Source organism: Streptomyces sp. NPDC028298, from assembly GCF_055565895.1.
The window spans coordinates 311,806-327,227 of sequence record NZ_JBVHTL010000006.1; the positions used below are offsets into that span (position 1 = coordinate 311,806).

Sequence of the window (15,422 nt, forward strand, 5' to 3'; positions counted from 1 at the left end):
GCCCGGAAGCCCGGGGGAGTCCTACACCCCCAGGAAGATCGGATTCGTGAACGCCGCCAGTGCTCCCGGGACCGGGCCCGCCGCCGTCTCGTGGCGTAGTTCCGCGCGGACGTACGCCGCGTAGGACGCCGTCGTGCGCCACTCGACCGTTCCCGAGCCCGCGACCGGCAGGGGGTCGCTGGTGAACAGCGTGCCCTGGTCGGTGACGAAGCGGACCGTGCAGCGCGGGGCGCCGGCGGCTTCCAGGCGGACGGTGACCGGGGTGTCCGGGGCGACCCGCAACCGTTCCCCGATGCCCGCGTGTTCGCCCTTGGCGCCGGACACCGAGAAGGAGAGGGAGACCAGCTTCGACTCCGCGACGTAGGAACGGCCCGCGCGGATGCCCTCCTGGATCGCCTCGCGGGTCAGGTCGTCGGCGAGGACGACCGTCTGCGGGGAGCCGACCGGGTCGGGGTCGCGGTGCGCGTCGCTGTTGCCCATCGCCGGGAGCCAGTCGTGGCCGCCGCGCACGGAGGCGACCAGCATGTTGTCCCAGTCCGCGAGGGCGACCTCGTCGTCGGGGGTGTACGGGCCGTTCCACACCTCGACCGCGTCCGCCTCGCCGAAGCCGAACTTCCAGCCGCAGCCTACACACGTGGCGTGCGGGTGCGCGGGCACCACGAGGCCGCCGGCACCGCGGATCCGGCGCGCGAACCGGCCGAAGCGGTTGTCGCGGGCCCGGTAGCGCCAGTCGACGAAGGTCCCGGGCTCGGTGCCGAGCGCCAGCACGTGCCCGTTGCGGGTGGTGACCTCCTCGCCGAGCATGATCAGAAGATCGTCACCCGCCTGGTCCGCCCAGTGCGGATGCGCGGCATGCGTGTTGTGGTCGGAGGAGTTGATGAAGTCCAGACCCGCCGCCCGCGCCAGCGCCGCGATCTCCGCGGGCGTGCGGCGGCCGTCCGAGTACCAGGAGTGCAGATGGCAGTCGCCGCGGTACCAGGCGCGGCCGCGGCCCTTGGCGCGCGAGGGCGGGTACACCGGCTCCGGCGCCGGCGCCGGCTTCCCGTACGTCAGGGTGATCGTGACCTCGTACGCCAGGCCCTGCGGCGCCACCGTGTACGGCCCGAGCGCGATGTGCCAGGTGCCGGGGCGCACCGGTCCGGGGACGTAACCGGGGGTCGCGTCGTCCGAGCGGATGAAGAACTCCGTGCGCGCGCCGCCCGACCAGCCCCGGAAGCCCCGCCCGCCCAGCTCCGTGCCGTGCTCGTCGAAGATGCCGATGTCCAGGGCGTTGCCCGCCGTGCCGGCCGGCACCGACGGCCGCTCGTAGCTGTAGGAGACCTTGATCTCCGCCACCCCGGCCGGTACTTCGACCGGGAGGTACACGAAGTCGGGGGAGCCGGTGGGGAGGGTGCCCCGCACCGTCCGGGTCTCCTGGTCGTCCGCCGCTTCCGCGTGCGCACCGCTGGGGAAGGTCACGCTTCCCAACGTAAGCGCGGCAGCCGCTCCCGTCACGAACAGGGCGCGTCTGCCGATGCCGTGGTCGTCCTCGCACATACTGCTGCTCCCCTGGAGTCGGGTGTGACAGTGACATGAGTGATGCGAAGTGCCACGGACCACTGTGCGAGGAGGCAGTGAACGCAGGTGCACACCAGGGGGATCGACGGCTTTCGGGGAGGCCGACAGATGCCGCGCGGCCGGAATGCCCTCGGGTCCCGCTGTCCCCGGTGACCTCGACCGTATGCTCGAAGGATGACGACCTCCGCGACGGGCGCGACTCCCGGATCCGGGCCGACGGCGAACTCCATGCGGCGCGCGCTGCGGCGCGCGCGGGACGGCGTCGCGCTCGACGTGACCGAGGCCGCGGTGCTGCTCCAGGCACGCGGCGCGGACCTGGACGACCTGGCCGCCTCCGCCGCGCGGGTGCGGGACGCGGGCCTGGACGCGGCCGGCCGGCCCGGCGTCATCACGTACTCCAAGAGCGTCTTCATCCCGCTGACCCGGCTGTGCCGGGACAAGTGCCACTACTGCACCTTCGTCACGGTCCCCGGCAAGCTGCGCCGGGCCGGCCACGGCATGTTCATGTCCCCGGACGAGGTCCTCGACATCGCCCGCCGGGGTGCCGAACTCGGCTGCAAGGAAGCCCTGATCACCCTCGGCGACAAGCCGGAGGACCGCTGGCCCGAGGCCCGCGAATGGCTGGACGCGCACGGCTACGACGACACGATCGCCTACGTACGGGCCATCTCGATCCGCATCCTGGAGGAGACGGGCCTGCTGCCGCACTTGAACCCGGGTGTGATGTCGTGGACCGACTTCCAGCGACTCAAGCCGGTAGCCCCGTCGATGGGCATGATGCTGGAGACCACCGCGACCCGTCTGTGGTCCGAGCCCGGCGGCCCCCACCACGGCTCCCCGGACAAGGAACCGGCCGTCCGGCTGCGGGTCCTGGAGGACGCCGGCCGCTCCTCCGTCCCCTTCACCAGCGGGCTGCTGATCGGCATCGGCGAGACGTACGAGGAGCGCGCCGACTCCCTGTTCGCGCTGCGCCGGATCTCCCGGGCCCACCACGGCATCCAGGAGCTGATCATCCAGAACTTCCGCGCCAAGCCGGACACCGCGATGCGCGGCATGCCGGACGCGGAGCTGGACGAGCTGATCGCCGCCGTCGCCGTCGCCCGGCACATCATGGGCCCGGGCGCCTGCCTCCAGGCGCCGCCCAACCTGGTCGCCGGCGAGTACGGGCGGCTCATCGGCGCCGGGATCGACGACTGGGGCGGGGTCTCGCCGCTGACCATCGACCACGTCAACCCGGAGCGGCCCTGGCCGCAGATCGAGCTGCTGCGCGAGCGGTCGGCCGCCGAGGGCTTCGAGCTGCGCGAACGCCTCTGCGTCTACCCGGAGTTCGTGCGGCGCGGCGAGCCCTGGCTGGACCCGCGGCTGCTGCCGCACGTGCGGGCGCTCGCGGACCCGGAGACCGGACTCGCGATGCCGGACGCGGTGGTCGAGGGGCACCCCTGGCAGGAGCCGGAGGAGGCCTTCACGTCCTCGGGGCGCACCGATCTGCACCAGGCCATCGACACCGAGGGCCGCACGGGCGACCGCCGCGAGGACTTCGACACCGTGTACGGGGACTGGGCGGCCCTGAAGGAGGCCGCGGCCCCCGGGATGGTGCCGTCGAGGATCGACACGGACGTACGGGCGGCCCTCGCGACCGCGGCCGACGACCCGACGCGGCTGACCGACGACGAGGCCCTCGCGCTGCTGCACGCCGACGGCCCGGCCCTGGACGCCCTGTGCCGGATCGCCGACGACGTGCGCCGGGCGGCCGTCGGCGACGACGTCACGTACATCGTCACCCGCAACATCAACTTCACGAACGTCTGTTACACCGGCTGCCGTTTCTGCGCCTTCGCCCAGCGCCGTACGGACGCCGACGCGTACACCCTGTCCCTGGACCAGGTCGCGGACCGCGCCGCCCAGGCCTGGGACGTCGGCGCGGTCGAGGTGTGCATGCAGGGAGGCATCCACCCGGACCTGCCCGGCACGGCGTACTTCGACATCGCGAGGGCGGTGAAGGAACGGGTCCCCGGCATGCACGTCCACGCCTTCTCCCCGATGGAGGTGGTGAACGGCGCGACCCGCACCGGCCTGTCCATCCGCGAATGGCTGATCGCGGCCAAGGAGGCGGGCCTGGACACCATTCCCGGCACGGCCGCGGAGATCCTGGACGACGAGGTGCGCTGGGTCCTGACGAAGGGCAAGCTGCCCGCGGCCACCTGGATCGAGGTCGTCACCACGGCCCACGAACTCGGCATCCGCTCCTCCTCGACGATGATGTACGGCCATGTCGACCAGCCCCGCCACTGGCTCGGCCACTTCCGCACGCTCTCCCGCATCCAGCAGCAGACCGGCGGGTTCACGGAGTTCGTGACCCTGCCCTTCATCCACACCAACGCCCCCGTCTACCTGGCCGGCATCGCCCGCCCCGGCCCGACGACCCGCGACAACCGCGCGGTGATGGCGATGGCCCGCCTCCTGCTCCACCCGCACATCCCCAACATCCAGACGAGCTGGGTCAAGCTGGGCACCGAGGGCGCCGCCGAGATGCTCCGCTCCGGCGCCAACGACCTCGGCGGCACCCTGATGGAGGAGACCATCTCCCGCATGGCGGGCTCCAGTTACGGCTCGTACAAGTCGGTCAAGGAACTGATCGCGGTGGCCGAGGCGGCGGGCCGCCCCGCCAGGCCCCGCACCACCCTCTACGGCGAGGTCCCCCAGGAACGGCAGCGCGCGGCGGCCGCCTCGGACGGCCACCTGCCGGAGCTGCTGCCGGTGCTGGACTGAGGCCCGCAGAAAACCTTTTCTGCGCTGTCGGTGGTCCCTGTTAGGTTCATGCGGCTCGCTTGATCATCAAGCGCCAAGTGTCAACAGGGGAGAGTGACTTGAGGAGTTCCGGAAGAGCGGTCGGGCGCGGTCGGCTGATGGTGGGGTGCTGCGCGGTGGCGCTGGTGGCCACGGCCGCCGGCTCGGCGTCCGCGCTGGACAACCTGCCGCCGAAACAGCCGCTCGTGCAGGACCTGAAAACGGGGAACAGCGCGTGCGCGACGGGCGAGGACACGGCGTACGTCGCGCAGCCGCCCCGGCTCAGCGCCGTGCTCTACGACCCGGAGGAGGACAACCAGCCCTCGGAGTCCAGCCCCGTCAAGGGCGAGTTCGAGGCCTGGTGGACGGACTCGGCGGGCGTGGAGCAGCGCCGCTCCTTCACCACCATCACCCTGTCGTCGGGGGCGCCCCAATACTGGACGACGCCCTCCGACCTTCCCGTGAACACGGTCGTCTCCTGGCACGTCCGCGCGAACGACACCAAGACCACCTCCCCGTGGAGCGACGAGGGAGCCGGCTCGGTCTGCTCGTTCGTCATCGACGACACGAATCCGGCGAACGCGACGATCACCTCGCCCGAGTACCCCACCCCGGACGAGAAGTTCTGGGTGGACGGCGTCGGCGTCTACGGCCACTTCACGATGGACTCGCCCTCGGACGACGTGGTGTCGTACACCTACGGCTTTCTGGGCGGCCCCTACGGCACCGTGTCCCCGGCCCGTCCGGGCGGGGCCGTGACCATCCCGTACCTGCCGCTCAGGAGCGGGCCGAAGTACCTCCAGGTCCGCGCGATCGACCGGGCGGGCCGCAGCAGCGGTCAGACGACCTACGACTTCAACGTCCAGTCCGGCCGCGCCCCCGTCGCCCGCTGGAAACTGACCGACCCGGCCGGCTCCCGGTCGGCCGCGGCGGAGACCGGCACCGCGGCCCGCGCCGGCATCGGCGCGGCCTTCGGCGGCCCCGCCCCCTCGGGCACCGGCACGGCCTCCACGGTGAGCCTGGACGGCAGCGGCCACGGCTTCCTCACCCCGGACGCCCCCGCCACCGACCTCCGCAAGTCCTTCGCGGTCAGCGCCTGGGTGCGGCCCGCCGAGACCGGCCGGACCATGACGGTCGCCTCCCAGGACGCCGACGGCACACCCGGCTTCGCGCTCGGCCTGCGCGCCGGGGACTCGGGTCCGGCCTGGGCGTTCACGATCGGCGGCGCACGGGTCTCCGGCGGCGCGCCCGAGACCGGCGAATGGGCCCACCTCCTGGGGGTGTACGACGCGGAGACCGGCAAGGCGCGGCTGTACGTCAACGGTCGCGAGACGGGCACCGCGGTGGACGCGACGCCCGCCGAAGCCGCCGGCGCCTTCCAGATCGGCCGCGCGCGCGGCACCTCCGGCTACCGCGACCGCTGGCACGGCGAGGTCGGTGACGTCCAGGTCCACGACCGGGTCGTCGTCCCGGGCGAGGTCGCCGAACTGGCCCACCGCGCCCCGAAGCGGCTCGGTCACTGGTCGCTGGAGAGCGCGACGGACGGGGTGAGCCCCGAGCAGGGCGGCGGCTCACCGCTGCGGCTCGGCGGCGGCGCGACGATCCGGCAGGGCTCCGACGACTCCTGCATCCCGGAGCTCGACCCGGACTGCACCCCCGTGCCGCCGGCGCTGGCCGACGGGGCGGACCTGCAACTGGACGGCGAGACCGGGTACGCGGCCACCGACGGGCCGGTCGTGGACACCGGGGACAGCTTCTCCCTCGGCGTCGTCGTCCGCCTCGCCGACGCCGAGCCGGACCACGCGATGACCGTGCTCTCCCAGGCGGGCGAGCACACCGACGCCTTCCGGGTGCGCTACGAGCCGTCCACGCACACCTGGCAGCTCGTGATGCCGGAGAGGGACGAGGCCGGGGCTCCGGAGAAGGTGGTGTCCGAGGCCGAGTTCGCGGACGGCGGCGAGGGCCTCGGCCACCGCCTCGCCGTGGTCTACGACGACGGGGCCGACACCATCAAGCTGTACGTCGACGGACAGCTCGGCGGCGGGGACACGGCGGACTTCCCGAACGGCTGGCACAGCACCGGCGCGCTCCAGGTCGGCCGGGCCAAGGCCGGTGACGGCTGGACCGAGTACCTCCGCGGCGACGTGGACGAGGTGCAGGCCTACAAGGGCGTCCTGAGCGACACCCAGATCCAGCAGCTCGGCTCGGGCGCGGGCATCGACCCGTGATCCCACCGGTCCCGGGGGCCTGAACCCGGCCCCGGGCACGGGCACCGCCGAGACGGGCGGCCGGAAGCGCGTTCCGGCCGCCCGTACCCATCCCGTCATCCCCGTTCGGTCCCGGACAGGGTGCGTCAGACTGGGGGACGGATCGGGCGGACCACGGGGGAGGGGCGGGCGAATGGTGCGGGCGCGGCCGTCGATGCAGGAGCTGATCGAAGGGCGGCGACGGCACGGGTTCGTCGGGCGCGGCACCGAACGCGCCCTGTTCCGCGCCAACTTCGAACTGCCGCCGGAGGACGAGCGGCACCGGTTCCTGTTCCATGTGCACGGCGACGCGGGCGTGGGGAAGTCGTTCCTCTTGAAAGAGATGGAACAACTGGCCGCCGAGCACGCGGCGTTGACGGCGTACGTCGACGAGAACGCCACCGGGCTGCCCGACGCCCTGGAGGCGATGAGCCGTCAGTTCGCCGCACAGGGACACCGGTTCAAGGAGCTCGACCGTCTACTGACGGCGTACCGCGAGCGGCGACACGAGGCGCAGAGCGCCGTCCTCGGCCCGCAGGACACGGAGCGGCCCGGCCCCTCGGCGGCCGGCCTGACCGTGGCGCGGGCCGGCCTGCTGGGGCTCGGGATGGTGCCGGGCGTCGGAGCCCTCGCCGGGATCATGGACCCCGCCCACCTGGCCCAGGGCGCCGACCGGCTGCACGCCAGGGTCAGCGCCCGGCTGCGCAGCCAGGAGGACGTACGGCTGGTCCTCGCGCCCCAGGCCGTGCTCACCCCGGTCCTCGTCGCGGAGCTGTCCGAGGCGGCCCAGGCCGTGCCCTGGATCGTCCTGTTCCTCGATACGTATGAAAGGACCGGCTCCTTCCTCGACGGCTGGCTCCACGCGATGATGACGACCCGCGAGTACGGCGTCCTGCCCGCCACGGTCGTCGTCGTGACCGCCGGACAGCGCCCCCTCGACACCGCCCGCTGGGGCGGCTTCGGCGACTTCGTCACCGACCTGCCCCTCGGACCGTTCACGGAGGCCGAGGCACGGGGGCTCCTCGCCGGCAAGGGTGTCGTCTCGGAGCCGGTGGTCGCGGAGGTCCTGCGGCTCACCGGCGGACTCCCCCTGCTGGTCTCGACCCTGGCCGAGCAGCGTCCCGCGGATCCCGGGGACGTCGGAGACCCCTCGGCCACGGCCGTCGAACGCTTCCTTAAGTGGGAGGCGGATCCGCTGCGCCGGGCGGTGGCGCTCGCGTGCGCCCTGCCCCGGAGCCTGGACCTGGACGTGGTCCGGGCGGCCGTCGAGCGCACGGACGAGGCGCACGCGGACGACGAGAGCGGCGCCCTGTTCGACTGGCTGCGCGCGCTGCCCTTCGTGGACGGCCGCGGCGACCGGGTCCGCTACCACGACCTCGTCCGCGAGGCGATGCTCCGGCTCCAGCGGCGCCATTCCCCGCGCGGCTGGAGCGAACGCCACGAGCGGCTCGCGGAGGTCTTCCGCCGGTGGCGCGACGAGGCGGGCCGGGGACTGGTGGATCCCGACGAGGTGTGGCGCCACGAACCCTGGCTGCGGCTGCGGCTGGAGGAGTCCTACCACCGGCTGTGCGCGCGCCCCGTCGCGGCGCTGGGCGAGGCGCTGCACGCCCTGGTCGAGGCCTGCCGCACCGGCCCGGCGGCCGGGCGCACCTGGGCCAGGATGCTCCAGGAGGCCGGGGACGCGGCCGGAGCCCGGGTCCCGGGCGAGCTGGGCAGGTCGCTGGGCGAGGCCCTCGCCGACGACGAGGACGGGGTCGGCCGGGCGATGGAACTGCTGCTCGCCCGCCCCGAACTCCAGGGTCCGGGCCGGGCCCTGGCCCACGGGGTGCGGGCCAGGGAGCTGCGGATCGCCGGGGAGTACGCGCGGGCCCTGGCCGAGTACGGCAGGGCGCTGGAGCTCGATCCGGACGAGGCACGGGTGCACTACGGCCACGGCCTGACCCACCAGTTGCTGGGCGACTACCCCGCGGCGCTCGCGGCCTTCGACCGCGCGGACGCACTGCGGCCCGGCACGGCCTGGATCATCGCCGAGCGGGCGGAGACCCACCGCATGGCCGGCCGCGCGGCGGAAGCGGCGGCCGACTTCGACCTGGCCGTCGCCCTCGACCCGACGAACGCCGACGCGGTGGCCACCCGGGCGGTGTGCCGGCACGCCCTCGGCCGGTTCGAGGAGGCGGCCGCGGACTTCGACCGGGCGCTGAGCATCGACGGGGACTTCCTGTGGCCGCTCGTGCGCAGAGCCCGGCTGCGCCGGGACACGGACGAATGGGAGCAGGCGTTCGCCGATCTGGACCGGGCGGCCCGACTGGAACCCGAGAACGCCTGGGTCGCGTCGGAACGGGGCGACACCTACCGGCTCGCGGGCCGCTTCGAGGAGGCCGTCGCCGAGCTCGGCCGGGCCGTCACCCTGGAGCCCGACCACGCCTCGGCCCTGGCGGGCCGCGGGGTGTCGCACCACGAACTGGGTCACGGAGCGGAGGCACTGGCCGACCTCGACCGCGCCGTCGAACTGGCCCCGGAGTACTCCTGGGCGCTGGTGATGCGGGCGCGGGCGAGGCGCCGCCTCGGGGACCTGCCCGGCGCGTACGAGGACCTGCGGCGCGCGCTCGCCGCGGACCCGGACGCCGACTGGATCGAGATCGAGCTGGCCAACACCTACCACCTGGACGACCGGCACCAGGAGGCGATCGCCGTGTTCCGGGACCTCCTGGAACGGGACCCCGGCAACACCTCGGCGACGGGCTGCCTGGGGGCGGTCCTCCGCGACCTCGGAGAGCACGCGGAGGCGCTGGTCCGGCTGGACCGGGCCCTGGCGGCCGACCCGGAGTACGCCTACGCCCTCGACCAGCGGGCCCGGGTCTTCCTGGCGACCGGCCGGACCGAGCGGGCGCTCGCCGACTGGGAACGGCTGATCGCCCTGGACGGGGACGCCGACACAGCACGCCGCGAGATCGTGGAACTGCTGATCCACCGCGGCCGGTGGGAGGAGGCGGCGGCCCGGCTGGCCGAGGACCCGGCGCCGGGCCCGGACGACGCCCTCGTCCCGGCCCGCGACCAGCTCCACGTCACGATCCTGCGGCACAGGGGCCGGGGGGAGGACGCCCGGGACCTCGCCGAGCGGCTGCGCGAGACCGCCCCGCTGTCGGGCACCTTCGAGGTGGCGATGACGGAGCGGCGGTTCCGCGGCCGGGCGGCCGCGCAGCCCTGGTGGCGGGAGCTGGCGCGGCTGCTGGACACGGAAGAGGAGGAACGGCTCCGCGCGTCGGGCCGGTGCATCGTCGCCTGGGCCCTCGCGGACTGGGCCGCCGCCGACCGGGAACTGACCGCCTTGCTGGCCCTGGACCCCGACTGGGAGGAGCTGGCGAACCTCGTGGACGTGCTCGACGAACTCCTGCGCTGCCCCGACGCCGAGACCGCCGAGCTGACCCCGCGCCTCGCGGCGGTCACGGCGGCCCGCGACGCCGTCCGGGAGCGCCACACCGGCTGATCACGCCCGTCGCGGATCCGACCGGGCCTTTATGGTTCCGTGGCCTCAACCGACCGTTCGCGTTCGATTACAGTGCTCTGCTGTCGGACGTAGGGACAGTGCCTCAGGAGGTCTCGGTGGGTGCGACAGCCGGTGCCGTCTGGGGCCGTGGGGAGCAGCAGGACTTCCGGAGCCGGGTCCGCGGGACGCTGCTGGGTGCCGCCGTCGGCGACGCGCTGGGCGCGCCGGTCGACGGACTCTCGCTGGAGGCGATCCGGGAGACGTACGGGGCGGAGGGCCTCGTCGGTCCCGCCCCGGCGTACGGACGGCGCGGCGCCGTCACCGGCCTCACCCAGCTCACCCTGTTCGGTGTCGACGGACTCGTCCGCGCCCAGGTGCGCCGGGACACCGGCGCCTGGCATCCGCCCTCCGACCTGCACCGCGCCTACCGCCGCTGGGCGGCCACCCAGAGCGACTGGGGGCCCGACGAGCGCCGCAAGGACGACGGCTGGCTGGCCCGCGAGGAGTGGCTCTACGCCCGCCGCGACCCCGCCAAGGCCTGTCTGCTCGGCCTCGCCGACGAGATCATGGGGACGCTGGACGCCCCCAAGAACCCCGGCGAGCAGGGCCCCGAGGCCGCCGCCCGCTCCGCGCCCTTCGGGCTGCTCGTCGGCTGGGAGCCGCAGCTCGTGATGCAGCTCGCCGTCGAGTGCGCCGCGCAGACGCACGGCCACCCCTCGGCGTACCTGACGGCGGGGGCGTACGCCGTGATCGTGCACGCGCTGGCCCGCGGCGAGAACCTCGACGCGGCCGTGCAGCAGGCCCTCGCGCTGCTCACGACCCGGCCCGGGCACCAGCCGGTCGCCGCCGCGCTCCAGCACGCGCTGGGCGCCGTACGGCAGGGCATGCCCTCCGCCGAGCGGGTCCAGGAGCTCGCCGTGAGCGGTATCTCCGAGGGGGCCCTCGCCGCCGCGGTGTACTGCGTGCTGGTCGGCGAGGACGTCCGGCACGGCCTGTGCCTCTCGGTGAACCACGGCGGGCCATCCGCCGTCACCGGCGCCCTCACGGGAGGTCTGCTGGGCGCCCTGCACGGCGAGACGGCCCTCCCGCCGGCCTGGCTGGCCGAACTGGAGGGCCGTCCCACGGTGCTGGTCCTCGCGGACGACTTCGCGATGGAGATGACCCAGGGGCCCGCGCTGCACGGCCCCGCCGGATCGTCCCCGGGCTGGCTCGCCCGCTACCCCCGCGCCTGAGCGGTCCCGGGGTGTGTCCGCCCGCCGAGGCCGGGCGGACGGGAAGGGTCGGACACGCCCTAGTCCTTGACCTGCGTGGCGACCGCGCCGTCCGACGCCTCCGCGCCCGCCGGTGCCGGGATCGCCGCGGCGGCCGAGCCGTCGTCGTCGGTGTTGATCAGCTCGAGGACGGCGTCCCGCTCCGGGGTGTCCTCGGGCCGCAGGAAGCCGATGAGGACGTACAGGACCAGGGAGATGACCATCGGGAGGGCGACCTGGTACTCCAGCTTCACGTCCGTGCGCTGCGAGAAGTCCAGGTGGTAGTTGACGAAGAAGAACGCGAGCAGACCGCAGGCCCAGCTCGTCAGCGCCGCCGTCGGTCCCGACCTGCGGAACGGCCGCAGCAGACCGAGGATGAACGGGATCGCGATCGGCCCCATCAGACCGGCCACCCACTTGATGACGACGGTGATGATGTCCTTGAACGTGGGGGAGTTGACCTGGGTCGCCACGGCCATGGACAGGCCGAGGAAGGCGACGGTGGTCACGCGGCCCGCGATGAGCCCCGCACGGGTGTCCCAGGCGCGCGCGGCCCGGGAGAACACCGGCATCACGTCACGGGTGAACACGGCCGAGATGGCGTTCGCGTCCGAGGAGCACATGGCCATCGTGTGCGAGAAGAACCCGACGACGACCAGGCCCAGCAGCCCGTGCGGCAGGAGCTGTTCGGTCATCAGGCCGTACGCGTCCGAGCCGTCCGGCTTCTGCGCGGTGACGAGGAGCGGCGAGAGCCACATCGGGATGAACAGGACGACCGGCCACACGAACCACAGTCCCGCGGACAGGAACGCGGACCGCGTCGCCTGCTTGGCGTCACGGGTGGCCATGTAGCGCTGGGCCTGGTTCCACATGCCGCCGTTGTACTCGAAGAGCTTGATGAACAGGTACGCGATGAAGAACACCGTCAGATACGGGCCCGCGAACCCGTCCCCGTGACCGTGCAGCTTGGGCGAGTCCAGCGCCTTGGAGAGGCCGCCCTGGTCGGAGATCTTGTTCAGCACGATGATCAGCATCGACAGACCGGCCAGCAACTGGATGACGAACTGGCCGAGTTCGGTCAGCGCGTCGGCCCACAGACCGCCGATCGTGCAGTACACGGCCGTGATGCCGCCGGTGATGATGATGCCCTGGGTGAGCGTGACACCGGTGAAGACGCTGAGCAGGGTGGCGATGGCCGCCCACTTCGCGCCGACGTCCACGATCTTCAGCAGGATGCCGGACCACGCCAGCGCCTGCTGGGTGGGCACGTTGTAGCGGTCCTTGAGGTATTCGAGGGGTGAGGCGACGTGCAGCCGTGAGCGCAGCCGGTTGAGCCGGGGCGCGAAGGCCTTGGCGCCGATGGCGACGCCGATGGCGATGGGCAGTGCCCAGGTGACGTACGAGGTGATGCCGTAGGTGTACGCGATGCCGGCGTAGCCGGTGAACATCACCGCGCTGTAGCCCGACATGTGGTGCGAGATGCCGGACAGCCACCACGGCATCTTGCCGCCCGCGGTGAAGAAGTCGCTGACATCGTCCACACGCTTGTGGGACCAGACACCGATCGCGGTCATCACGCCGAAGTACGCGACCAGGACGGCCCAGTCGAGACCGTTCATGTGCCCCCTCCAGGGGTCCGCCTTGTGAACTTGCAGATACCGGACGGCACTTCGCCGGTACGTGCATGGGCGGGCGCCCCGTGCGGGAGCGGGGACTTCGGGGATTGAACCGCCGTTCGGAGGGAGCGGTCAAGACCCTTCGCGGTCACAGATATGAACACAGATCAGAAAGCAGAACGATTTTGCCTCTACTTTACCCACCGGGCTGTTGTCGTGTTCGTGACGGGAGCCACACCATGGGCGGGCACTTCGCCGGACCCACAACAGCAACGACAAGTCGACAGCCGTACGGGATGCGGGTCCCGTGCGCCTGGGAGAGGGGCCGCCGGCCGTATCGACTACCGCATGAGTTCGCCCGCGTTCACGAGCAGCGACTGCCCCGTGATCGCCCGCGCCCGGTCGGAGGCCAGGAACACCGCGGCGTCCGCGACGTCGCCGTCCGTGGCCAGCTCGGGCAGCGCCATCCGCTCGGTGAGCCGCTTCAAGACGTCCGCCTCGGGCACCTGCTCGGTGTAGGCCGTGAACTGCACGTACGCCTCGACCGGAGGGCCCCACATCCAACCGGGCAGCACGGTGTTGACCCGTATCCGGTGCGGGCCCAGCTCCCGCGCCAGGGAGTACATCGCGCTCGTCAGCGCGCCCTTCGAGGCCGCGTACGCCGCCTGCCGCACCTGGCTCGGCGCGGCGACCGAGGACTGCGTCCCGATGACGACGACCGAACCGCCGCGCTCCTTCAGCGCGGGCAGGCAGGCCCGGGTCATCCGCAGCGTGCCGAGCAGGTTCACGTCGATGACCGACTGCCAGGTCGCGAAGTCGGCGTCCTCAAGCCCGCCGAAGTAGCTGTCCCAGGCGGCGACATGGACCACCGCGTCGATCCGCCCGAAGCGCTCGGCCGCGAGCGCCGCGAGCGCTTCGCACTGCCCCTCGTCGGTGATGTCCGTCGCCCGGAACGCGGTGTGCGTGCCGTCCGGGTCCAGTTCGGCCGCCGACTTCGCGAGATTGGCCTCGGTGCGGGCGCCGAGCACGGCGTTGCCCCCGTCGCGCACCACCGCCGCCGCGACCTGATGGCCGAGCCCGGCCCCGACACCCGACACCACGACGGTCCTGCCGGCGAGCAAAGACATCCGGGGCCTCCTCGGCTCTGGCGCATTGTCTGACGGGGCGTCAGAGTATGGGCGTCCGGCGGAGGAAGGAAGTCCCGCGCACATCCCACCGAGGAAGGGGTTCGTCATGCCGGAGGAGACCCGCAGCGAGACCTACGCGGAACTGGCCGCCCTCGGCCCGTACGGCGTCCACCCGGGCCACGCCCTGATCACCCTGGTCGAACCGCACCCGGGCCACGAGTACGCCTACAACCGCTGGTACGAGGACGACCACTACTACGCCGGCGCGATGGCCATGCCCTGGATGTACGCCGGACGCCGCTGGGTCGCCACCCGCGACCTCCAGCTCCTGCGCTACCCCGAGAAGTCGGCGGTCGCCCAGCCGGTCACCGCGGGCTGCTACATCTCCACCTACTGGGTCACCGAGGGCCGCTACGACGACCACATGAAGTGGACCGTCGGCATCAACAAGCGGCTGAACCGCGACGGCCGCGTCTACCAGGACCGTACGCACGTCTTCACGGCCTTCCAGGACCACGAGGCCACCGTCTACCGCGACGGCGCCGCGGGCCCCCGTGACTTCCACGCCCTCGACCACCCCTACGCGGGCCTCGTGGTCGAGGTCGTCGACGCCGAATCGGCCGAACAGCGGGCGGAGTTGCTGGAGTGGCTGCGCTCCCGGCACCTGCCCCGGCGGCTCACGGGCTCACCCGCCGCCCTCGTCACCGTCTTCCGGCCGACTCCGCTCCCCGGCGACCGGATGACCTATGTCAAGCAGGTGGAGGGCGTGGACACCCGGCTGACCCTGCTGTGGTTCCTTCAGGAGGACCCGCGCGACTGCTGGGAGGCCCATTTCACGGGCCTGGACGAGGCCGTTGCCGAATCGGGCCTGGGGCGGGTGGAGTTGGTGGCCCCGTTCATCCCCACGATCCCGGGGACGGACACCTACGTGGACCGTCTGCGCTGACGCGCACCCGCCCTCTCGGCCAGGACGGCGGGCCGGACGAGAGGGCTCTTCGGTGGGGTGTATGAAGTTGTTCCGGCCACAGGGTCAGACGAGGTCGGACGCTCCGCGGCTCACCTCGGTGACGAAGGCGTTCCAGGCGTCCGCGGGGAAGGCGAGCGTGGGGCCGGCGGTGACCTTGGAGTCCCGGACCGCCATGGCCGAGACGACCGGGGACTTGACCTCGACGCAGGCGCCGTTGCCGGTGGAGTAGGAAGACTTGGTCCAGGTGTCGAGGGCGCCCTGCTGAATTGCCATGATCGCTCCAGAAAGCTGTCGTTCGTCGATGAGTTGCCGCCACGAAGCCGTCGGCGCACTGCCACCGGACTGCGGATCCGTCAGGAGTCCCGCGGTCCGGATTGCGCCAACG

General features: G+C 72.7%; 9 protein-coding genes. 5 read left to right on the forward strand and 4 right to left on the reverse strand.

Annotation, left to right across the window (positions count from 1 at the left end):
* Window positions 1-21: 21 nt before the first annotated feature.
* Window positions 22-1,536: a CehA/McbA family metallohydrolase gene (locus tag ACZ4TO_RS26995; RefSeq protein ID WP_468025419.1), complete on the reverse strand. Its 1,515-nt coding sequence runs from the start codon at window positions 1,534-1,536 to the stop codon at window positions 22-24.
* Window positions 1,537-1,731: 195 nt separating this feature from the next.
* On the opposite strand from ACZ4TO_RS26995, the gene ACZ4TO_RS27000 reads away from it, so the two are divergent.
* From ACZ4TO_RS27000 to ACZ4TO_RS27015, 4 genes are all read left to right on the forward strand, one after another.
* Window positions 1,732-4,326 carry a bifunctional FO biosynthesis protein CofGH gene (locus ACZ4TO_RS27000; RefSeq protein ID WP_382791373.1) on the forward strand — a complete coding sequence of 865 codons (2,595 nt, stop codon included), beginning with the start codon at window positions 1,732-1,734 and terminating at the stop codon, window positions 4,324-4,326.
* A 137-nt stretch (window positions 4,327-4,463) separates the two neighbouring features.
* Window positions 4,464-6,572 (forward strand): LamG domain-containing protein, encoded by a 2,109-nt coding sequence (locus ACZ4TO_RS27005; RefSeq protein WP_468025556.1) that lies wholly within the window; start codon window positions 4,464-4,466, stop codon window positions 6,570-6,572.
* A gap of 172 nt (window positions 6,573-6,744) precedes the next feature.
* Entirely contained in the window at window positions 6,745-10,077 is a 3,333-nt protein-coding gene (locus tag ACZ4TO_RS27010) for a tetratricopeptide repeat protein (RefSeq protein ID WP_468025420.1), read from the forward strand.
* A gap of 116 nt (window positions 10,078-10,193) precedes the next feature.
* Complete coding sequence (locus tag ACZ4TO_RS27015) at window positions 10,194-11,309, forward strand: ADP-ribosylglycohydrolase family protein (protein ID WP_468025421.1); 1,116 nt, start codon at window positions 10,194-10,196, stop codon at window positions 11,307-11,309.
* 59 nt (window positions 11,310-11,368) lie between these two features.
* On the opposite strand, the gene ACZ4TO_RS27020 is transcribed toward ACZ4TO_RS27015, so the two are convergent.
* Both ACZ4TO_RS27020 and ACZ4TO_RS27025 read right to left on the reverse strand, forming a co-directional pair.
* Window positions 11,369-12,946, reverse strand: a complete 1,578-nt coding sequence (locus tag ACZ4TO_RS27020; RefSeq protein WP_382791384.1) for a sodium:solute symporter family protein — start codon at window positions 12,944-12,946, stop codon at window positions 11,369-11,371.
* A gap of 338 nt (window positions 12,947-13,284) precedes the next feature.
* Entirely contained in the window at window positions 13,285-14,070 is a 786-nt protein-coding gene (locus ACZ4TO_RS27025; protein ID WP_382791387.1) for an SDR family oxidoreductase, read from the reverse strand.
* A gap of 106 nt (window positions 14,071-14,176) precedes the next feature.
* On the opposite strand from ACZ4TO_RS27025, the gene ACZ4TO_RS27030 reads away from it, so the two are divergent.
* Window positions 14,177-15,016 carry a hypothetical protein gene (locus tag ACZ4TO_RS27030; protein ID WP_382791390.1) on the forward strand — a complete coding sequence of 280 codons (840 nt, stop codon included), beginning with the start codon at window positions 14,177-14,179 and terminating at the stop codon, window positions 15,014-15,016.
* An 84-nt stretch (window positions 15,017-15,100) separates the two neighbouring features.
* On the opposite strand, the gene ACZ4TO_RS27035 is transcribed toward ACZ4TO_RS27030, so the two are convergent.
* The gene (locus ACZ4TO_RS27035; RefSeq protein ID WP_382791393.1) at window positions 15,101-15,310 is read right to left on the reverse strand and encodes a DUF397 domain-containing protein; all 210 of its coding nucleotides are present in this window, start codon (window positions 15,308-15,310) and stop codon (window positions 15,101-15,103) included.
* Between the last annotated feature and the right edge of the window lie 112 nt (window positions 15,311-15,422).

Coding starts and splice junctions, on each gene's coding strand:
- ACZ4TO_RS26995 (WP_468025419.1), bottom strand. CDS start 1,536: ATGTGCGAGGACGACCACGGCATCGGCAGACGCGCCCTGTTCGTGACG.
- ACZ4TO_RS27000 (WP_382791373.1), top strand. CDS start 1,732: ATGACGACCTCCGCGACGGGCGCGACTCCCGGATCCGGGCCGACGGCG.
- ACZ4TO_RS27005 (WP_468025556.1), top strand. CDS start 4,464: ATGGTGGGGTGCTGCGCGGTGGCGCTGGTGGCCACGGCCGCCGGCTCG.
- ACZ4TO_RS27010 (WP_468025420.1), top strand. CDS start 6,745: ATGGTGCGGGCGCGGCCGTCGATGCAGGAGCTGATCGAAGGGCGGCGA.
- ACZ4TO_RS27020 (WP_382791384.1), bottom strand. CDS start 12,946: ATGAACGGTCTCGACTGGGCCGTCCTGGTCGCGTACTTCGGCGTGATG.
- ACZ4TO_RS27025 (WP_382791387.1), bottom strand. CDS start 14,070: ATGTCTTTGCTCGCCGGCAGGACCGTCGTGGTGTCGGGTGTCGGGGCC.
- ACZ4TO_RS27030 (WP_382791390.1), top strand. CDS start 14,177: ATGCCGGAGGAGACCCGCAGCGAGACCTACGCGGAACTGGCCGCCCTC.
- ACZ4TO_RS27035 (WP_382791393.1), bottom strand. CDS start 15,310: ATGGCAATTCAGCAGGGCGCCCTCGACACCTGGACCAAGTCTTCCTAC.